General features: G+C 34.3%; 20 protein-coding genes and 1 tRNA gene. 11 read left to right on the forward strand and 10 right to left on the reverse strand.

Annotated features, from left to right (window positions below):
• Positions 1–68: 68 nt before the first annotated feature.
• The 3 genes from Q1W72_RS04935 to Q1W72_RS04945 form a co-directional block, all read right to left on the reverse strand.
• Positions 69–743: a copper homeostasis protein CutC gene (locus tag Q1W72_RS04935; protein ID WP_302137516.1), complete on the reverse strand. Its 675-nt coding sequence runs from the start codon at positions 741–743 to the stop codon at positions 69–71.
• Positions 744–1739 carry an isoaspartyl peptidase/L-asparaginase family protein gene (locus Q1W72_RS04940; protein ID WP_302137517.1) on the reverse strand — a complete coding sequence of 332 codons (996 nt, stop codon included), beginning with the start codon at positions 1737–1739 and terminating at the stop codon, positions 744–746.
• 153 nt (positions 1740–1892) lie between these two features.
• Entirely contained in the window at positions 1893–2900 is a 1008-nt protein-coding gene (locus tag Q1W72_RS04945; protein ID WP_302137518.1) for a 3-oxoacyl-ACP synthase III family protein, read from the reverse strand.
• 309 nt (positions 2901–3209) lie between these two features.
• Here Q1W72_RS04945 and Q1W72_RS04950 point away from each other — a divergent pair, with 309 nt between their 5' ends.
• A complete protein-coding gene (locus tag Q1W72_RS04950; RefSeq protein WP_302137519.1) occupies positions 3210–5621 on the forward strand; it encodes a S9 family peptidase in 2412 nt (803 codons plus the stop codon).
• Between the two features lie 185 nt (positions 5622–5806).
• Here Q1W72_RS04950 and Q1W72_RS04955 read toward each other — a convergent pair whose 3' ends face one another.
• The 3 genes from Q1W72_RS04955 to Q1W72_RS04965 all read right to left on the reverse strand — a co-directional run bounded on the left by Q1W72_RS04955 (position 5807) and on the right by Q1W72_RS04965 (position 8045).
• Positions 5807–6754, reverse strand: coding sequence for an ABC transporter ATP-binding protein (locus Q1W72_RS04955; RefSeq protein WP_302137921.1), 948 nt, complete (start codon positions 6752–6754; stop codon positions 5807–5809).
• Positions 6755–6858: 104 nt separating this feature from the next.
• Positions 6859–7554, reverse strand: coding sequence for an OmpA family protein (locus tag Q1W72_RS04960; protein ID WP_099713312.1), 696 nt, complete (start codon positions 7552–7554; stop codon positions 6859–6861).
• Between the two features lie 14 nt (positions 7555–7568).
• Positions 7569–8045: a lipocalin family protein gene (locus Q1W72_RS04965; RefSeq protein ID WP_121341071.1), complete on the reverse strand. Its 477-nt coding sequence runs from the start codon at positions 8043–8045 to the stop codon at positions 7569–7571.
• A gap of 180 nt (positions 8046–8225) precedes the next feature.
• Between Q1W72_RS04965 and htpG the strand changes: the two genes are divergently transcribed.
• The 10 genes from htpG to Q1W72_RS05015 all read left to right on the forward strand — a co-directional run bounded on the left by htpG (position 8226) and on the right by Q1W72_RS05015 (position 17357).
• Complete coding sequence (gene htpG, locus Q1W72_RS04970; RefSeq protein WP_282711557.1) at positions 8226–10127, forward strand: molecular chaperone HtpG; 1902 nt, start codon at positions 8226–8228, stop codon at positions 10125–10127.
• Between the two features lie 134 nt (positions 10128–10261).
• Entirely contained in the window at positions 10262–10663 is a 402-nt protein-coding gene (locus Q1W72_RS04975) for a DUF2721 domain-containing protein (RefSeq protein ID WP_099713315.1), read from the forward strand.
• A gap of 158 nt (positions 10664–10821) precedes the next feature.
• On the forward strand, positions 10822–11718 hold the full coding sequence (locus Q1W72_RS04980) for an EamA family transporter (protein WP_302137520.1): 897 nt from the start codon (positions 10822–10824) through the stop codon (positions 11716–11718).
• Between the two features lie 68 nt (positions 11719–11786).
• Positions 11787–12140, forward strand: a complete 354-nt coding sequence (locus tag Q1W72_RS04985) for a DoxX family protein (RefSeq protein ID WP_099713317.1) — start codon at positions 11787–11789, stop codon at positions 12138–12140.
• A gap of 4 nt (positions 12141–12144) precedes the next feature.
• Positions 12145–12753 carry an alpha-ketoglutarate-dependent dioxygenase AlkB gene (locus Q1W72_RS04990; RefSeq protein WP_302137521.1) on the forward strand — a complete coding sequence of 203 codons (609 nt, stop codon included), beginning with the start codon at positions 12145–12147 and terminating at the stop codon, positions 12751–12753.
• 45 nt (positions 12754–12798) lie between these two features.
• Positions 12799–13626: a sterol desaturase family protein gene (locus tag Q1W72_RS04995; RefSeq protein WP_099713319.1), complete on the forward strand. Its 828-nt coding sequence runs from the start codon at positions 12799–12801 to the stop codon at positions 13624–13626.
• Between the two features lie 118 nt (positions 13627–13744).
• Complete coding sequence (locus Q1W72_RS05000; protein WP_035670363.1) at positions 13745–14023, forward strand: DUF2805 domain-containing protein; 279 nt, start codon at positions 13745–13747, stop codon at positions 14021–14023.
• A 64-nt stretch (positions 14024–14087) separates the two neighbouring features.
• A complete protein-coding gene (locus tag Q1W72_RS05005; RefSeq protein WP_099713320.1) occupies positions 14088–14432 on the forward strand; it encodes a hypothetical protein in 345 nt (114 codons plus the stop codon).
• A 122-nt stretch (positions 14433–14554) separates the two neighbouring features.
• Positions 14555–16423, forward strand: coding sequence for a peptidase M61 (locus Q1W72_RS05010; RefSeq protein WP_302137522.1), 1869 nt, complete (start codon positions 14555–14557; stop codon positions 16421–16423).
• A 223-nt stretch (positions 16424–16646) separates the two neighbouring features.
• Complete coding sequence (locus Q1W72_RS05015) at positions 16647–17357, forward strand: DUF4369 domain-containing protein (RefSeq protein WP_121341065.1); 711 nt, start codon at positions 16647–16649, stop codon at positions 17355–17357.
• 151 nt (positions 17358–17508) lie between these two features.
• On the opposite strand, the gene Q1W72_RS05020 is transcribed toward Q1W72_RS05015, so the two are convergent.
• From Q1W72_RS05020 to Q1W72_RS05035, 4 genes are all read right to left on the reverse strand, one after another.
• Complete coding sequence (locus tag Q1W72_RS05020; protein ID WP_282742928.1) at positions 17509–17973, reverse strand: hypothetical protein; 465 nt, start codon at positions 17971–17973, stop codon at positions 17509–17511.
• 128 nt (positions 17974–18101) lie between these two features.
• Positions 18102–18175, reverse strand: a tRNA-Thr gene (locus Q1W72_RS05025).
• A gap of 78 nt (positions 18176–18253) precedes the next feature.
• Positions 18254–18520: a hypothetical protein gene (locus Q1W72_RS05030; protein ID WP_099713324.1), complete on the reverse strand. Its 267-nt coding sequence runs from the start codon at positions 18518–18520 to the stop codon at positions 18254–18256.
• 68 nt (positions 18521–18588) lie between these two features.
• Entirely contained in the window at positions 18589–19551 is a 963-nt protein-coding gene (locus Q1W72_RS05035; RefSeq protein WP_302137523.1) for a type I phosphomannose isomerase catalytic subunit, read from the reverse strand.
• Between the last annotated feature and the right edge of the window lie 61 nt (positions 19552–19612).

Consider the following 19612-nt stretch of genomic DNA (forward strand, 5'->3'; position numbering starts at 1 on the left):
TTGTAGCAAGAAAAACCCGGAGTATGCCAACTCCGGGTTTTTCGATTTAAAGAATTACTCTTTTACAATTATTGCAAATTAGCTTTCAACGCTTTTACTTCATTATCATTTGCTATTTCACTTGAGTCCGTTATAGCAGAGGAATGATAAAAAACAGCTTTCGTTTTTTCTTTTAATACTCCAATATTCGTGGAACGCAAACCCCCACCCGGCATGATGGTAATCCTATCATTTGCCTTTTCTTTTAATGTTGCCAATACATCAATTCCTTCAGTCACATTTGTTTCTACTCCAGAAGTCAAAATGGTTTTAAAATCACATTCAATTAGAGATTCTAGAGCTTGAAATTTATTTTTAATTCCATCAAAAGCACGATGAAACGTACACGGAAGTGGATTTGCCAACGCTACTAATTCTGCATTTTGTTCTTTATTAAGTCTACCGTCTTCTTTTAAAATTCCAAAAACAAAACCATCAACTTTTAGTTTTTTAAACTGCTGAATTTCAGTTTTCATTTGTTCAAATTCAAAATCAGAATAAACAAAATTTCCACCACGAGGCCGAATCATCACATTCAAATCGATAGACAGAATATCACGGACAGCTTTAGTTATTTCAAAATCTGGCGTTGTTCCTCCTTCTTTCATATTGGCACACAATTCTACTCTATCGGCACCATTTTCTTGAGCTATCCTAGCCGATTCAAGATTAAAACACGCTATCTCCAGTCTCCCTTTTTTCATTTATTTCAAAAAATAATCGGCATCAATTAATCGGTTTCCCGTTGCATCATTAACGGCGTAGTTAAAACCTCCTTGAATGCAATAGGAACCATATTCCCCTTTTTTATTCAAGGCGATGAAACCAACTTGAATGTCTTTTAGTTCTTTATTTCTATTCTTTGTTAATTTTACAATTCTGGCAACCGCTTCTTCACAAGCTTTTTGTGGCGATTTCCCCTGACGCATCAATTCGACAACCAAGTGGCAACCCGAAATACGTATCACTTCTTCTCCGTGACCAGTGGCAGTGGCAGCGCCAATTTCATTATCAACATACAAACCAGCTCCTATAATTGGTGAATCTCCTAAACGTCCATGCATCTTAAAAGCCATTCCACTTGTAGTACACGCACCGGAAAGATTTCCTTCAGCATCCAAAGCAATCATCCCGATAGTATCGTGATTTTCTATATTGGCAATCGGTTTATATTGACTGGTTTTCAACCATTCTTTCCATTCTTTTTCAGAATCTTCGACCAATAAATTTTCTTTTACAAAACCTTGGGATAATGCAAACTGTAACGCTCCATCACCCACTAACATTACGTGTGGCGTCTTTTCCATCACCGCTCGAGCCACAGCAATAGGATGTTTTATAAATTCTAAACACCCAACTGATCCAATATTTGCATTTTCATCCATAATACATGCATCAAGTGTAACACGACCATCTCTATCCGGTCTTCCGCCATATCCTACACTTCGTTCTTTTGGATCACCTTCGGGAACTTTAACTCCTGCTTCTACAGCATCTAAAGCTCTTCCATTATTTTTTAAAACTTCCCAAGCGGCTGCATTGGCTTGTATTCCAAAATTCCATGTAGAAAGTACAATGGGTTTACTCCCCTTTTTTGATGAAAAATCATTTTCTTCTTCTGGTTTCCCTTTAAATGAATTTAATGCTACAGCTGCAGAAGCAATCGCCGCTGTTCGTATAAAATTTCTACGGTTTGTCATATTTTAGATTTTATATTAGTTCTTTCTACTTTAATTTGGTTCCTCAAATCTAAAACATCATATTCAAATAAAAAAGTCTGCACAATGGATTGTGCAGACTTTGAATATTTTTATAAGAACAGTACTATTGAAATACTATTTTGTCACCGTTATTTACCATTTAATAATAGCACTTCCCCATGTAAAACCACTTCCAAATGCTGCCAGAACAACAGTATCACCTGATTTTATTTTTCCTTTTTCCCAAGCTTCAGTTAAAGCAATTGGAATAGAAGCTGCAGTCGTATTTCCATATTTTTGAATATTATTATACACCTGGTCGTCTGTCAAGTTAAATTTCTTTTGGATAAACTGTGAAATTCTCAAATTTGCCTGATGCGGAATTAACATATCAATATCCGAAACCTGTAAATTATTCGCTTGCAGTCCCTCATTAATAACTTCACTGAAACGAACTACTGCATTTTTAAATACAAATTGTCCATTCATATATGGAAAATAACTTTCGTCATCCGGATTATTGTCTGCCAAAATATCAGTCACCCAACGCCCTCCCATTCCTGGAGCTTTTACAATTAATTCTTCGGCATGTTGCCCTTCAGAATGTAAATGCGTAGATAAAATTCCCTTTGTCAAATCTTCTTCTCTACTCAAAACAGCTGCTCCTGCCCCATCTCCAAAAATTACCGAAACACCACGTCCACGAGTTGTCATATCCAATCCTGTAGAATGAACCTCAGACCCAATAACCAATATGTTTTTATACATTCCGGTCTTGATATATTGATCCGCAACAGATAAAGCATAAATAAATCCAGAACATTGATTTCTTACATCTAATGCGCCAACGGTTCTTAAACCTAAATCACGTTGTACTAAAACTCCTGGCCCAGGGAAATAAAAATCAGGACTTAATGTTGCAAAAACTACAAAATCAATATCCGCCGCAGCAACACCTGAACGTTCAATCGCAATTTTAGCCGCTTTCACGCCCATAGAAGTTGTTGTATCTTCTCCTTTTATAATGTGTCTACGTTCTTGAATTCCTGTTCGTTCCTGAATCCATTCGTCATTGGTGTCAATGATTTTCGATAAATCATCATTAGTCACCACGTTTTCGGGAACATAATAACCTAATCCTGCTATTTTTGAATGATACATACTATTGTTATTTTATTAAAATAAAGTTGCAAATTTAAACATACTAAAAAATATGAGCCCACAAATTACTACTTTTTTGTCAATTTACAAGTTTTACAATGTTAACAGCTGTTTCAAGCTATTCATTAGAAATAAAACTAATCATAAAGTACCCTTTTCAACATTATAAGCAAGCAGAAAAGAATTTTTGTGAAAATTTTGGCCAGCCAGAAACGTTAAAAAGTAATTTTTGTTTTCAATTGTAACAACATTCAATTAATTTAGACCAACAATTAAACATATTTAAACTAACCCAAAATATTTCTATCCATGAAATTAAAAGTCACACTATTTGTGTTTCTATGTATCGGTTTCAATGCCTTTGCCCAAGAAAATTTAAACTATCAAAAACCTTCCAAATCAATCGCTGATTTAGCTGATTATGAAAGAGCGCCTTCGGTATCAATGGACACCAAAAAAGAGTACATGCTGCTTACGTATAGAAACACGTATAAATCACTGGACGATTTAAACCAAGATGAATTGCGTTTAGGAGGATTGAGAATTAATCCAGTCACTAATATTTCGAGTACCGTTACGTATATCAACAACCTTAAATTACGTAAAATAAAAGAAAAAGAAGAAGTACAGGTTGCAGGTTTGCCAACAAATCCTCGTATCAGTAATATCTCTTGGTCGCCAAATGATAAAAAAATCTTGTTCTCACACACTACAGCTACTGGAGTTGAGCTTTGGTTTATCGACGTAGTTTCAGCGAAAGCTACCAAATTAACAGCCGCTACAGTAAATGCTAATCTTGGCAATCCATTCAGTTGGATGAATGACAACGAAACTATTTTGGTAAAAATGTTACCAAAAAACAGAGCAGCACTTTTGGATGCCAAAAAAGATTTGCCAACCGGTCCGATAATTTCGAATGCCGATGGTGCTAAATCTCAAAACAGAACGTATCCTGATATGTTGAAAAACAAGAATGACGAAATCAATTTTGAGAATATCATCACGTCTGAATTGTATAAAATAAACTTGAACGGAACGGCAACTTTGTTCAAAAATGCAGATATGTATGCCGGAGAAAGTTTCTCTCCTGATGGAAATTACATCATGCTGACAACCATTCAAAAACCATTTTCATACATCGTTCCATTGAACCGTTTTCCTTCAAAATCAGTAGTCTATGACAAAGCTGGAAACGAAGTAAAAGTTGTGAATGAAGTGCCACTGACTGAAATTATTCCTAAAGGTTTCATGGCTGTTCGCAAAGGAAAAAGAAACATGAGCTGGAGAGCAGACAAACCTGCAACATTAGTTTTTGCTGAAGCTTTAGACGCTGGAGACCCAGCAAATAAAGTAGAATTCAGAGACGAAGTTTTTCTTTGGAACGCTCCATTTGATGCAGCAGCAACTTCATTGGTGAAAACTCCGCAACGCTACAGCCGAATGATTTGGGGGAACGACAACGTTGCGATTGTTTCAGATGAATGGTATGATACACGTAATACTAAAACGTATTTAATCAATCCATCGAATCCTGGTCAGGCTCCAAAAGTAATTTCCGACAGAAACTCCCAGGATGTATATTCCGATCCAGGAAATTTTGAAACCAGAAAAAACCAATACAACAGATATGTTTTGGCTATCGAAAATGACAATGCGTATCTTATTGGGGATGGATTTACTAAAAACGGACAATTTCCTTTTATCAGTGAATTTAATTTGAAAACTTTACAGTCAAATCGTCTGTACACATCGACTTACACCGATAAAAAAGAAGATTTATTAGAGATTGAAGACTTCAAAAAAGGAACTGTTTTAGTACAAATCCAGTCTAAAAATGAGTACCCAAATTATTACCTTAGAAACATCAAACAAAAAAACAAGCTGACGCCAATCACAGCATTCAAAAATCCATTTGAAAGTATCAAAAACGTGAGTAAAGAAGTGATTAAATACAAACGTAAAGATGGTGTTGAATTATCTGGAACGTTGTATTTACCGGTTGGTTACGACAAGGCTAAAAAAGAAAAAATGCCATTGTTGATTTGGGCGTATCCAGCAGAATACAAAGACAAAAATTCAGCGGGACAAAGCACACAAAACCCGAATGAATTCACATTTCCTAGTTATGGTTCTTTCGTATATTGGGTAACCAAAGGATATGTAGTTCTTGATGACGCTGCTTTTCCTATTATTGGTGAAGGAACAACAGAACCTAATGATAATTTCATGACGCAATTAGTTGACAATGCAGAAGCTGCAATTAATGCGGTAGATGCTTTGGGATACATCAACAGAAAAAAAGTAGCCGTTGGTGGTCACTCGTATGGTGCTTTTATGACGGCAAATTTATTGACACATTCTAATCTTTTTGCTTGCGGAATTGCTCGAAGCGGTGCATACAACAGAACATTGACTCCGTTTGGTTTCCAAACTGAACAACGCAACTACTGGGAAACTCCTGAAGTGTACAATACAATGTCGCCATTCATGAATGCTGATAAAATGAAAACACCAATGCTTTTAGTGCACGGTGAAGCCGATAATAATCCAGGAACATTTACTTTGCAAACGGAACGTTATTTTCAAGCTCTGAAAGGTTTAGGTGCTCCGGCAAGAATGGTGATTCTTCCAAAAGAAGCACACAGTTATGTAGCCAAAGAAAATATTCTGCATTTGCTTTGGGAACAAGATCAGTTCTTAGAAAAGTATTTGAAGAATTAACTTCGAAAGTAGTGATCCGTGATCAGCTATAAGTGATCAGAAAGCAGAACATAGCACAAAACCCCGAAACCATATTGATTTCGGGGTTTTGTTTTTTTACGACAATACTGTTATAAAAGTTGAAAACGGCTTCGAATTCAGATAATTATCAGAAGTGGAAATCACTGATTACTGAACACTTGTTCTCAGGACAACATCAAGTACACTTCCTGATTGAATTCTAATTCCGAATCGTGTTCAAAGAAAATAGCTCGTCTCTCAAAAGCTGCTTTGACTAAATAATGGCTTCCTTTGAAATAGCATTGTTTCACAACTGCTTTCATTATAGCGTTGTCCACCACTTTCAATTGATGCGGATACAATAAAAGTGCTGCGTCTTCGTCATTCTCAAGGTCTATTAATTGAGATAATTTCAACTCATTCACTTCTCCAAAAAGAGAAGCAATGTATTTATTAGCCGGATTTTCATACAAGGCTTTTGAGTCGCCTTTTGCAACTACTTTTCCGTTTTGAACCACAATCGTTTCGTCAGAGAAAGACAAAGCATCCGTACTGTCATGCGTGGCAATAATACAGGTAACACCTTTGTCTTTTAAGTAACGGAATAAATTGCGACGCAAAGAATTCTTTCTGAAAGAATCAATTTGACTGAACGGTTCATCCAGCAAGATAATTTCAGGTTCCAAAGCCAAAACCCTTGCCAAAGCCACTCGTTGTTGCTGTCCGCCACTTAGGAATTTCGCTTTTACTTTTGCGAAAGCGGTCATTTCGACCATGTCCAATAACTCTTGAACACGGGCTTTCTTCTCCTCAGGATACATATTCGACAGGAACTTGCCTACATTTTCTTCGACAGTTATGTAGGGCATCAAATCGAAATCCTGTGCTAAATATTTAATGTAATCTTCTCCTGGAACGAGATTGTACTTGGGACCTAAAATAGGGTTTTCATTATAGGTAATTGCTCCGCTATCTAAATCATATAATCCGTATATGAGTTTTAGCAACGTACTTTTACCGCAACCGCTTTCGCCAATAATAGCGGTGTTTTGACCTTTGGCAATAGTAAAACTTACATTTTCAATAATGGGTTTGTCAATGTAAGTGAAGGAAATATCTTTTATCTCGAGCATCATCTGTATTTAAGAGTGCAAATTTACAATGTTTAATTCAAATTTAGGCACAAAAAAAGGCTGCTTCTTGACGAAACAGCCTTTGTTTATATAGTATTTTTTGCTTAGTTTTTCACTTCAGCTTCGGCATCTTTAATCATTTTCTCATTTGCTGTAATAGCAAATTCAACACGACGGTTTTGGCTTCTACCCTCAACTGTTTCATTTGAAGCAATTGGATCAGCAATTCCTAAACCAGTAACTTGAAATCTACTAGAAGACACCCCTTTACTAGCTAAATAATTTCTAACTGACGCTGCTCTTTCTCCTGAAAGTTTTAAGTTATAATCCGCTGGACCAGTACTGTCTGTATATCCGTAAATTGTGATATTAGTATCTGGATATTCTCCAAAAACAGGAACCAATTTATCTAAATTTGCTTTTGCAGTAGCAGTCAAAGATGATTTATTAGTATCAAAACGCACAGCATTTTCATTCAAAACTAATTTAATACCTTCTCCTACACGAACTACTTCGGCTCCTGGAAGTGCAGCATCGATTTCTCTTGCTTGTTTGTCCATTTTGTTACCAATAACTCCACCGGCAACTCCACCTACAACTCCACCTAATACAGCTCCTAGTGCGCCGTTACCACCTTTACCAAGATTGTTCCCAAGAACACCTCCAAGAACGGCTCCTGCAACAGCACCTATTCCTGCTCCTCTTTGTGTTTTATTCGTGTTTTTTACTGCTTCACAGCTCGTAAACATTGAACCTATAATCATTATTGTTGCCATTGCAACTATTGAAATCTTTTTCATATCTAAATTTTTTATTAATTAACTTTTTGAAATTGGTACACTACATTCGTCATTTTCCCTCCAACATCGATTTTATCAATCAATTGAAAAGAAGATTCTGTTTGATTCGCTACATATAAAATATAACCATCTCTCACTTTTCTTGCTTTTTCACCTGCATCAAGAATTTTTAAGATAAACTGACCATCATTATTAACAAACCAAGTAATTGGTGAGCTAAATGATACACAATTTGCTTTTGTCAAAGCCATATTTCCTTTATTGTTATTAGAAACAAATTTCCATGTACTTCCTACAAAACATTCCGAATCTGCAAGTTGAAAACTATTCACTTTAATATATTGTGAACCTGGATATGTTACAGAGCTGATTGTCCAATTTCCTTTCATAGCAACTTGAGCCTTTCTATCTGTATTCGTACTTGTCACTGATGTTGACTTACATGCGAACATCAAAACAGCTAACGTGCATACTAAAATTATTTTTCTCATTTTTTTAAAATTTAATGAATTAATACTTACACAAAGATACGATGCAAGAAAAAGAAAATTGTTTCAAAATTAAATTATTTTGTATCATAATTAACGCCTACGACAATTTGTCACTTCAATTGTAATTGGTATTCTATTTGAAAGAATCATATCCATTAAAATAAACTTAAAATTCAAAATATGACAACAGGTAAAATTAATGTTTCGGTAGAGAACATCTTTCCCTTAATCAAGAAATTCCTATACAGTGATCACGAAATTTTCTTGCGTGAATTAATTTCTAATGGAACGGATGCAACACTTAAATTAAAACATTTAACAAGCATTGGCGAAGCCAAAGTAGAATACGGAAACCCAATTATCGAAGTAAAAATTGATAAGGATGGTAAAAAATTACACATCATTGACCAAGGTCTTGGAATGACTGCCGATGAAGTGGAGAAATACATCAACCAAGTGGCATTTTCTGGAGCTGAGGAGTTTTTGGACAAATACAAAGATTCAGCTAAAGATTCAGGAATTATTGGACATTTTGGTCTTGGATTTTATTCTGCTTTTATGGTTGCCGAAAAAGTGGAAATCATCACTAAATCTTTCAAAGATGAACCAGCTGCACACTGGACTTGCGACGGAAGCCCGGAATTCACATTAGAACCAGCTGACAAAACTTCTCGTGGAACAGAAATCATTTTGCATATCGCCGAAGATTCTTTGGAATTCTTGGAAGAATACAAAATCAAGGAACTGTTGAACAAGTACAATAAGTTCATGCCTATTCCAATTAAATTTGGAACCAAAACAGAAAAAATAGAGCAAAAAAAGGGTGAAGAAGTTGCTGAAGAAGATAAAGACAAAACTTTCACTGAAGTTGAAGTAGACAACATCATCAACAACCCAAATCCGGCTTGGACGAAACAACCAACTGAATTATCAGCGGAGGATTACAAGAATTTCTACCATGAATTGTATCCAATGCAGTTTGAAGAACCGTTATTCCACATTCATTTAAATGTAGATTATCCGTTTAACTTGACCGGTATTTTGTATTTTCCAAAATTAGGTTCCGATTTACAGATTCAGAAAGATAAAATCCAATTGTACCAAAATCAAGTGTACGTAACGGATAATGTAGAAGGGATTGTTCCTGAATTTTTAATGATGCTGAAAGGTGTTGTTGATTCTCCGGACATTCCATTGAATGTATCGCGTTCTGGATTGCAAGCGGATGCTGCAGTGAAGAAAATCTCCAATTATATCACGCGTAAAGTAGCCGATAAATTAAAATCGTTATTTACTGAAAACCGTGAAGATTTTGAACAAAAATGGAACGACATCAAAATCGTTTTGGAGTACGGAATGCTTTCTGAAGATAAATTCTACGAAAAAGCAGGCGCGTTTGTTTTGTATCCAACAGTTGACGGTAAATTTTTCACATTAGAAGAATTAAAAGAAAATCTTGCTGCGAACCAAACCGATAAAGACGGAAAATTAGTGGTTTTATATGCTGGAAATAAAGAAGCACAACACTCTTATATCGAAATTGCAAAAGATAAAGGATATGAAGTATTATTGCTTGATTCTCCAATTATCTCGCATTTAATTCAAAAAATTGAAGGCGATAACAGTAACATGACTTTTGTACGTGTCGATTCAGATCATATTGATAATTTAATCAAGAAAGAGGAAACTACCATTTCTAAATTATCAGAAGAAGAACAAACCAACTTAAAAACCGTTCTGGAAGCTATTGTTCCTAAACAAACGTATTCTGTACAACTAGAAGCTTTAGACAGTAACGCTTCGCCATTTATCATCACGCAACCGGAATTTATGCGTAGAATGAAAGAAATGAGTCAGTCAGGCGGCGGTGGAATGTTCGGGATGGGAAATATGCCGGAAATGTACAATTTAGTGGTAAACACTAATTCTGAATTGGCGACAAGCATTCTAAATAACAAAGATAAATCAGCTCAGGAAAGTTTGGTAAAACAAGCCTTAGACTTAGCTAAATTATCACAAAACCTATTAAAAGGAGAAGCCTTAACGGCTTTCGTGAAAAGAAGTTTTGAGATGATTAAATAAGATTTTTTAGACTTTTAGATCGTTAGATTATTAGACTAAACCTGCAAGCATCAACTTGCAGGTTTTTTTTGTTGTAAATAAATGAATGTTGTAAAAAGATAACGACCTTTGAAACTCAATTGAATCCTACTTTTATGATTTTACAAATAGAAACTCCGGCATTACTTTTTGGCGCAACTTCGTTGATTTTATTGGCATATACGAATCGATTTTTGACTATTGCCACTATAGTAAGAGGATTAAAAAAAACCTACAAGGAAAAGCAAAACGATATGATTTTATTGGAAATCAAAAACCTGAACTTGCGTTTAACACTGATTCGCAATATGCAAATGGCAGGCGTAATGAGTCTGTTTTTATCCGTTTTCGCCATGCTTTTATTATTCTTAGAACAGCAAACCGCCGGAATTTATCTTTTTGGGCTGAGTTTATTAGGATTATTGATTTCATTGGGATTGTCATTTTGGGAAATCAGTATTTCAGTAAATGCGTTGCGATTGCATTTGAGCGATTTAGTCGATAAAGAAGTGAAATAAAATTAACTTTCAATTGAACGATTCTTTAGATTTATCTATAATTCCCTCATTGCGAAGCAAAATCAAACCAGAATAACAGCCTCAAATATTAAGTCCTATTTTATACCTCATAACTAGGAACTAAACCCTATCTTTGCCCGCTTTTTAAAATTGAAAAAATGATAAAGAATAGTGTATTAAAAGGAGTTTTCTTGGTAGGTCTTGGTGCAACAAGTTATGGAATGCTGGCTACTTTTGTAAAAATAGCCTATGGCGAAGGGTTCACCACACCTGAAGTTACCATTGCACAATTTGTATATGGAATCACGGGAATGCTGCTGATTAATCTGTTTCAAAAAGCTAAAAAAGGAAATGACGTTGTAAAAGCATCCAAGAAAAACATAACTCAATTAATGCTTGCCGGAACTTCTCTGGGAATGACGAGTATTTTTTATTACTTGGCAGTAAAATATATTCCTGTTTCTATTGCTATCGTTTTATTGATGCAAACCGTTTGGATGGGCGTTTTATTCGAAATGATTTTAGAAAAGAAAAGACCTTCTGATCAAAAAATAGTTTCGGTAGTTATTGTACTAATTGGTACGGCACTTGCCACAAATCTTATTCAAAGCAAAGTAGAATTAGACTGGCGCGGTATCGTTTTAGGGCTTTTATCTGCTGCTTCCTTTACCACAACTATGTTTACCGCTAATCGTGTGGCAACACATGTTTCTTCGGCGCAACGAAGTCTGTTTATGTTACTTGGTGGCGCAATAATCGTATTTGGATTTGCAATTGCGACACAAACAACTCCTTTCAATTTTGAGATTTTCATGAAATGGGGAATCATACTGGCTCTTTTTGGAACTATAATTCCACCTTTATTGTTCAATGCTGGGTTTCCACTTACAGGAATCGGGTTAGGAAGTATTGTATCTGCGCTGGAACTTCCCGTATCCGTACTGATGGCGTACTTTCTTTTGAATGAAAACGTGACTCTAATACAATGGATTGGAATTATTTTAATCATTCTGGCAATTGTGATTATGAATGTCAACTTCAAGAAAAGGACTTAATTTCTATTTAAAGACATTTGTACTCATTTCATTAAAATTTTTATAAATTCGTGATAAATAACTTTATTATGAATTTACCTTGGCATTTATATGTGATGGCTTTTGTTTACTTTATCGCAGGATTAAACCATTTCAGAAACCCGAGACTGTACCTAAAAATCATTCCTCCTTATTTTCCGAATCCAAAATTATTAAACCACATCAGCGGTTTAGCAGAAATATTTCTGGGAATTGCACTCTGTATTCCGCTACTTTCAAACTATGCTGCTTGGGGAGTTATTGCCCTATTGATGGCTATTTTCCCAACGCATCTCTATATGTATTTCGATGAAAAAGCAAGAATGGGTTTGCCAAAATGGGTTTTGCTTTTGCGAATGCCATTACAATTAGTTCTCATTTTCTGGGCTTACCAATACACATAATCCATTGAAATCACTGTTTCAATCTACATCCGACCCCATATTCCTTGACTTGCCAGACGCTGAAATCATCTATTATCCTCAGTTCTTTGACAAAGAGCAAGCCGATATTATTTTTGCAGAATTGGTAAAAGAAATTCCTTGGCAACAAGATGATATTCGGGTGTACGGAAAAACTCATCCGCAACCTCGCCTGACCGCTTTATTTGGAAACGAAGGAAAACCCTATTCGTATTCGAATATAACCATGCAACCACATCCTTGGAATTTGCTTTTGCAAAAGCTAAAAACGGAAATCGAAAATATTGCTGATGTAAATTTCACAACCGTTTTACTCAATCAGTATCGTGATGGAAAAGACAGCAACGGCTGGCACGCCGATAACGAAAAAGAATTAGGAATAAATCCTGTAATTGCTTCGTTGAGTTTTGGTGCGGAGCGTACGTTTCAACTGAAACATAATTTAGACAAAGACCTAAAAAAAAGTATCGTTCTGCAACACGGAAGTTTATTAATAATGAAAGGAACAACGCAGCACTATTGGAAACATCAAATTCCAAAAACGGCAAAACCCATTGGTCCAAGAATAAATGGTACCTTTCGGGTAATCAAATAATTATTTTCAATAAAAATTATTAAATTTGAAATAAATACTCCAATTATGAATGATATTATTGCCTATTTTTCTACCATTCCATCATCACACCGAAGCTTAATTCTTGTGGGTGGAATCACTTTTTTTTGGTTAATAGAAAATGCTTTTCCACTTTTTAACTTCACGTATAAAAAATGGCATCATGCGGGTATTAATATCTTTATGACGTTTACCACAATAGTAGTCAACTTTTGTTTGGCATTTATTTTATTAAAATCAGCCGATTGGACAATTGCCAATAATTTTGGAATTTTACAATGGCTACCAGAAATGCCTTTATGGCTTTACGCATTAGTTGGATTGCTTTTATTGGATTTAATTGGTGCTTATCTGGTACATTTAGTGGAACATAAAACTAAATTTTTATGGCGTTTTCATTTGATACATCACACCGATACTTGGATTGACACCACAACTGCAAACAGGCATCATCCGGGTGAAAGTGTAATCCGTTTTACGTTTACAGCAATGGGTGTTTTAATTATTGGAAGTCCCATGTGGATGGTTTTCCTGTACCAAACGTTATCCGTTGTGGCTACGCAATTCAATCATGCTAATATTTCGCTTCCAAAAAGAGTAGACACTATATTGAGTTATTTTATCGTTTCTCCAGATATGCATAAAGTACACCATCACTATGTTTTGCCGTATACGGATAGTAATTATGGAAATATATTTTCAATTTGGGACAGGCTTTTCGGAACCTTCATGACGCTTCCAAAAGAAGAAATCATTTATGGAATCGACACGCATCCGAAGCCTGAAGAGCACAATGAATTAAAAAATTTATTAAAAATACCCTTTCAAAAACAACCTTTGAAGGAAAATAGTTAAAAAGTATAAAAAAAATGGCCTTTTGAGAAAAAGTAATTATTTTTTTTCTTAATATTGGATGTAATTAAAAATGCAATTTATTAATCATTAACAACTTATTTGAATTAATTTTCACGTGATGAAAAAGAGTAACCGTAAAGAATTGAACTGGGAGCAAACAGAAAAACTTGTTACATTGGCTTTAGAAGAAAAAAATCCTTTTGAAATCATCAAAAAAGAATTTGGTTTAGCCGAAAAAGAGGTTCTTGAAATCATGAAAAAGAAAATGCCCGCAGAAAAATTTGAAATGTGGAAAAAGAAAGCGACTGCAAATAAACCAAAACCAAAACCCGTTAAGATTGATGATTTTGATGAAGATTTGGATGGAAAATATTATATAAAAAATAAATTAGACTAAAAACAAAACTCCTGATATTCGGGAGTTTTTGTTTTTATATCAATTAACTTTCACAAACTCAGCAATGGTTTCAGTAACATCAAACGAAAACGAATTTATTTTTGACATTCTCCGAAGTCATAAATTTTGGGCTTTTGAAAATAAAATTAAAGTACCGAAAGATAAAATAATCCGAGCGTATCAAAGCAACGATGAATTTACCTTTTGGATTGGTTGGAAAATGCCAGGCACCCAATTGCCATGGGTTATCACTGCTGGAACTTATATAAAAAAAGGGAAACGCAATTTTTGGGATGTTTGCAATAAAAAAAATGCAATTATTGTCGAACTCAAAGATTCCTATTACAATAAACTAATTATCGAAGTTGAAAATCCGGAAGTAGTAATGAAAGAATTAAACGCAAAATAAAATTTCTTTTATTCTCAAATCAGTTTTAAAAAATAAAAAATTTAAAAGTAGTTTCTAGTCCTTATAAATTGTAACAATTCTACAATTTGAAAGACTAACACTTAAAATAAAATAACACAATAATGAAAAGAATATTTTTTACACTAGCATTTGCATCGGTTCTTTTGAGCTGTAAAACTGCCAGTACTGCTACAAATGACTCAAAATCCGTTACTGATATAGTAAAAGTTGCAATTAATTTGAATGATGTAAAAGAGGACAAAGTGCTTGTCACGATTACTTCCCCAAAAATCAGTATAGATGAAGTAACCTACAGCATTCCTAAAATTGTTCCCGGAACCTATTCTGTAGATGATTATGGAAAATATATTGAGGATTTTAAAGCATTTGACAGTAAAGGAAGTGTATTGCCTGTTACTAAAACAGATGACAACACTTGGAATATTAAAAATGCAAAAACGTTAGTAAAAATAACTTATTTGGTAAACGACACATTTGACACCGAAAAAGGCGGTGGTTTTGGTCAAAATGATATTTTTTCTCCAGCAGGAACAAACATTGATGCAGGGAAAAACTTTATGCTGAACATGCACGGTTTTGCAGGTTATTTTCAAGATAAAAAAGATCTTCCGTACACTGTAAGCATTTCGCATCCGGAAATGCTTTGGGGAGCAACCTCAATGACAGATCAAGATGCAAGCACAACTAATGATGTATTTACAACTCCTCGTTATGCTGAATTAGTTGAAAATCCTATCATGTATGCTAAACCGGACTATACTACTTTTACGGTTGACGGAATGGAAATACTGATTGGCGTATATTCCCCTACAGGAAAAGTGACTGCAGAAAGCATCACTCCGGAGATGAAAACGATGATGACTGCTCAAAAAACATTTTTAGGAAAAATCAATGCTACAAAAAAATACAGCGTTTTATTATATTTATCAAGCATGACACCTACTGATGCTAAAGGATTTGGAGCATTAGAACACCCTACCGCAACAACTGTTGTTTTACCAGAAATGATGCCAAAAGAAGAATTAGTTAAATCAATGAAAGATGTGGTTTCGCATGAATTCTTTCATATTGTAACACCGCTTACGATTCATTCTAAAGAGATTCACTATTTTGATTACAACACGCCTAAAATGTCAGAACATTTATGGATGTACGAAGGGGTGACGGAATATTTCGCCAATCTTTTTCAGATCAATCAAGGGTTAATTTCAGAAGAAGAGTTTTACACGCGTATGTCAGAAAAAATTGAACATGCAAATGCCATGAATGACACAATGCCTTTCACTACCATGAGTGCTAATGTATTGACAGAACCATACAAAGCTCAATACTTGAACGTATATGAAAAAGGAGCGCTTATTGGAATGTGTTTGGATATTATAATAAGAGAAAAAAGTAATGGCGAAAGAGGAATTCTTGATTTGATGCAAAAATTATCCAATGAATATGGTGCATCAAAACCATTTAATGACAATGAACTTTTTGCAAAAATAACTTCGTTTACCTATCCTGAAGTTGGCGCTTTCTTGACTACTTATGTATCTGGCGCAACTCCAATTCCTTACGAAACTTATTTGGCTAAAGTTGGCGTTACTAAATCCATAGAGAAAGTACCCGGAAATGTGTTCATTAAAGGGCAATCACCATACATCACCGTGAATCAGCAAACTAAAGAAATCATTGTGATTCCAAACATGGAATTGAATGTTTTTTATACAAATTTAGGGCTTAAAGGAGGAGATATTTTGGTGTCTATCAATGAAAAACCATATTCATTGGATAACATTTATGACATGATCACGGAGAGCCAAAACTGGAAAGAAAACGATGCTATTACCGTAAAAATAAAACGTGACGGTAAGGAACAAATAATAAAAGGAAAGGTGAAATTCCCTTATGAAGACAAAGAAGGTCTTAAGGCTACAGATGCAACCAAAACTGCTTTGAAAGAAGCTTGGTTGAAATCATAATTTCAAAAATAATTCAGAAAATCCCAATTTAGAAATAGATTGGGATTTTTTTTGTGAAATTTGAATGCGTTAACAAAATCATTCCAACAATTTTCTTTATTTTGCGCCAAAATATAAACAGTAAAGAAATCGTCACGATTCAATCCTCATCCCGAAGTTTCGAGACGGGAGAAATCATAAAAATGACGATACCATGGTCCAAAAAAACAAATTTTAACTTCACATGAAAAAATCAATTATTGCATTCGTTACGCTTATCCTATTGGCATCTTGTAACAAGAATGAGTCAAAAACTAATTTACACATTACCGGAAATATCAAAGGATTAAAAAAAGGAACTTTGTATATCCAAAGAGTTGTTGACACTACACTAGTAGCTATTGACACTATCAACATCGATGGAAGCTCTTCATTTGAAAGTAATTTGGACCTAAAGTCTCCTGAAATGCTTTATTTATTCTTAGACAGAGGCGTGAGCAATTCTTTAGACAATAATTTACCATTCTTTGCTGAGCCAGGAAACATAACTATTGAAACTAGTTTAGATCGTTATTTGTCTGACGCCAAAATTAAAGGATCAAAAAATCAGGAAATATTTGAAGAATATAAAAAAATCAACACCCGTTTCACAGATGAAAATCTTTCTTTGATTGAGCAAAAATTTAATGCTATCAAAAGTCAAAACACACAAAAAGTAGATAGTTTAAGTGCTAGACAGGATTCTAACATTAAAAGAAAATATTTGTTTGCTACTAATTTTGCACTAAACAACAGAAAATTTGAGGTGGCGCCTTACATAGCGTTATCTGAAATCTATGATATTAATATCAAATATTTAGATACGATTCAAAAATCAATGTCTCCTAAAGTCGCACAATCGCTTTACGGCAAAAAATTAACGGAATACATTACCAGCATCAAGAACCAAAAATAAACAGTTCTAAAAGCTACATGCTGTTCCATAATTAAAATAAAAAAAATCATCTTGTTGTACAGCAAGATGATTTTTTTTTGTTCTATGAAGAAGTAAAATAACGATGAGCCTAACTGAACGAAACATCATCGTTATCAGATATAAAAGCTATTTAAGCATTATTAAAAGCCATTCCGCCAACAATCATTCCTACAAACATTAAAAGATACAGAGAGAAAATAACCAGAGTCATAATCCCAATAAATTTGTAATGTGATTTCAGATATCTTAAAGAAGTAGTTAAAGTTTCAGAATCGTTGTTATTAAACGCTGCTTTGGCATTAGATGCAAATTTATTCAAGTAATACACCGGAAAGAAATAAAGTGCCGCAATAAGCAAATAAACGACTGCCATCACTATTCCAAAAGATGAACCCATCATTCCCATTGCTGGATTCATTTTCCCCATAGTAGAAAATAATGTACCAGCAAATAAAGCTGCAAAAACTATAAAACCAATTCCTATGTAACCAAGAATTGATAAAAAATAAGCCCATTTTGCCGCTTCTTTCAAAAAGTCTTTTGCAGACTCATTTAATTTCATTTCAAAATTTTCAATAACTGAATGCTCTTCCATAATTTAATGTTTAGGTTAGATACCAAATTTAACAAAAAAATTATTACGTACCATTAAAACGGAATTCAATTCACATTTTTACCAAAAACAAAAAACCACTTAACAAAAGTTAAGTGGTTTTATTAAAGAGCCGGCGGAGGGACTCGAACCCACGACCTGCTGATTACAAATCAGCTGCTCTAGCCAACTGAGCTACGCTGGCGACTCATTACGGGTGCAAATATAAGTCTGAATTTCTATTTTCCAAAACAAATTCAAACTTTTTTCGCTTTTTTTTTGACTACAATTCGTTGATTTTAGCAATCAATTGATTTGCAGTTTGTTCCAATTCAACATTGATTTGTTTGAAGTGTGCTTTTTTATTTTCTACTTTTTTTGCATTCACTTTAGTGATTAAAGCGTCAAAAGCAGCGATAGCTTCATCAATTAAATCATTAGTTTCAGTTGTTGGTTTTCCTGTTGTAGAAATTTCGAACAAGTAAACTGCTTCAATAATATCTCCTAAAACGTAGTTGATGTCTTTTTTTAAATTCTTAACGTTTGCCATTTTTATTTTTTTAAAATTTGAATTTTAATTTGCGTCTGCAAAAGTACACATAATCTTTCTATTACCGACTATGAAATGTAAATTTCTAAAATTGAAGCTTTTCCGCTGAGAATGAATGCATTCAAAGCGGCAGGAATCAAAACAGTATCTCCTTTTTTATATTGCAATTTTGAATTATTGTATTCCAGTTCAAATGTTCCCTCTGTACACATATATACAGTAAATGTTTTTCCTGATTTAGAAACCGAAATTTCTCCGTCTAACGGAATAAAATTAGTCGTAAAATAAGGACAGTCAACAATTTCGTTTGAATCGTTTATGTTCTTTGTGTACTCTTTTTTAGTTTCTACTTTGTTATAATTAATGGCGTCCAAAGCCAAATCAACATGTAATTCTCTTGTGTTACCATTAGCATCTACCCTATCAAAATCATAGAGACGATACGTAATATCCGAAGTTTGTTGAATCTCAGCAACTACCAATCCGGCACCAATTGCGTGAACCGTTCCAGTTTCTAAAAAGAAAACATCTCCTGATTTTACTTTTACATCATCCAGAATAGAAAGCAAGGTTTTGTTTTTTAGATTTTTCAAATAGTCATTGGCATTCGATTTTTCCTTGAAACCCACAATAATTCTGGCATCATCATCTGCTTGCATGATGTACCACATTTCGGTTTTACCAAAAGAATTATGGCGTTTTTTAGCCAACTCATCATTAGGATGTACTTGTATGGACAAGTCTTCACGAGCATCTAAATACTTGAAAAGCAACGGAAATTGTTTTCCAAATCTGGCATGAACTTCCGTTCCTAATATTTCATCTGGAGAATCATTGATAATTTCAGTCAATGATTTCCCTTTCCATTCTCCGTTCGCAACAACACTTATATCTCCTTCAACTGTAGACAATTCCCAACTTTCCCCTGTAATTGTTGACGTAATTGGTTTGTTAAGTAATGTTTTAAGTTTTTCACCTCCCCAAATTCTTTCTTTTAAAATGGGTTCAAATTGTAATGGATAAAATTTCATTTAAGTGTGTGTTTTTGAATTACAGATGTATAAAATCAATATTTTTTTGCCAAACTACGCT

The organism is Flavobacterium sp. ZE23DGlu08 (genome assembly GCF_030505335.1).
Lineage (GTDB): Bacteria > Bacteroidota > Bacteroidia > Flavobacteriales > Flavobacteriaceae > Flavobacterium > Flavobacterium algoritolerans.

Coding starts and splice junctions, on each gene's coding strand:
- Q1W72_RS05030 (WP_099713324.1), bottom strand. CDS start 18,520: ATGGCAAACGTTAAGAATTTAAAAAAAGACATCAACTACGTTTTAGGA.
- Q1W72_RS04985 (WP_099713317.1), top strand. CDS start 11,787: ATGAATTTACCTTGGCATTTATATGTGATGGCTTTTGTTTACTTTATC.
- Q1W72_RS04940 (WP_302137517.1), bottom strand. CDS start 1,739: ATGACAAACCGTAGAAATTTTATACGAACAGCGGCGATTGCTTCTGCA.
- Q1W72_RS05020 (WP_282742928.1), bottom strand. CDS start 17,973: ATGGAAGAGCATTCAGTTATTGAAAATTTTGAAATGAAATTAAATGAG.
- Q1W72_RS04945 (WP_302137518.1), bottom strand. CDS start 2,900: ATGTATCATTCAAAAATAGCAGGATTAGGTTATTATGTTCCCGAAAAC.
- Q1W72_RS04975 (WP_099713315.1), top strand. CDS start 10,262: ATGATTTTACAAATAGAAACTCCGGCATTACTTTTTGGCGCAACTTCG.
- Q1W72_RS04965 (WP_121341071.1), bottom strand. CDS start 8,045: ATGAGAAAAATAATTTTAGTATGCACGTTAGCTGTTTTGATGTTCGCA.
- Q1W72_RS05000 (WP_035670363.1), top strand. CDS start 13,745: ATGAAAAAGAGTAACCGTAAAGAATTGAACTGGGAGCAAACAGAAAAA.
- Q1W72_RS04950 (WP_302137519.1), top strand. CDS start 3,210: ATGAAATTAAAAGTCACACTATTTGTGTTTCTATGTATCGGTTTCAAT.
- Q1W72_RS04955 (WP_302137921.1), bottom strand. CDS start 6,754: ATGCTCGAGATAAAAGATATTTCCTTCACTTACATTGACAAACCCATT.
- Q1W72_RS05035 (WP_302137523.1), bottom strand. CDS start 19,551: ATGAAATTTTATCCATTACAATTTGAACCCATTTTAAAAGAAAGAATT.
- Q1W72_RS04935 (WP_302137516.1), bottom strand. CDS start 743: ATGAAAAAAGGGAGACTGGAGATAGCGTGTTTTAATCTTGAATCGGCT.
- Q1W72_RS04980 (WP_302137520.1), top strand. CDS start 10,822: ATGATAAAGAATAGTGTATTAAAAGGAGTTTTCTTGGTAGGTCTTGGT.
- Q1W72_RS05010 (WP_302137522.1), top strand. CDS start 14,555: ATGAAAAGAATATTTTTTACACTAGCATTTGCATCGGTTCTTTTGAGC.
- Q1W72_RS05015 (WP_121341065.1), top strand. CDS start 16,647: ATGAAAAAATCAATTATTGCATTCGTTACGCTTATCCTATTGGCATCT.
- Q1W72_RS04960 (WP_099713312.1), bottom strand. CDS start 7,554: ATGAAAAAGATTTCAATAGTTGCAATGGCAACAATAATGATTATAGGT.
- htpG (WP_282711557.1), top strand. CDS start 8,226: ATGACAACAGGTAAAATTAATGTTTCGGTAGAGAACATCTTTCCCTTA.
- Q1W72_RS05005 (WP_099713320.1), top strand. CDS start 14,088: ATGGTTTCAGTAACATCAAACGAAAACGAATTTATTTTTGACATTCTC.
- Q1W72_RS04995 (WP_099713319.1), top strand. CDS start 12,799: ATGAATGATATTATTGCCTATTTTTCTACCATTCCATCATCACACCGA.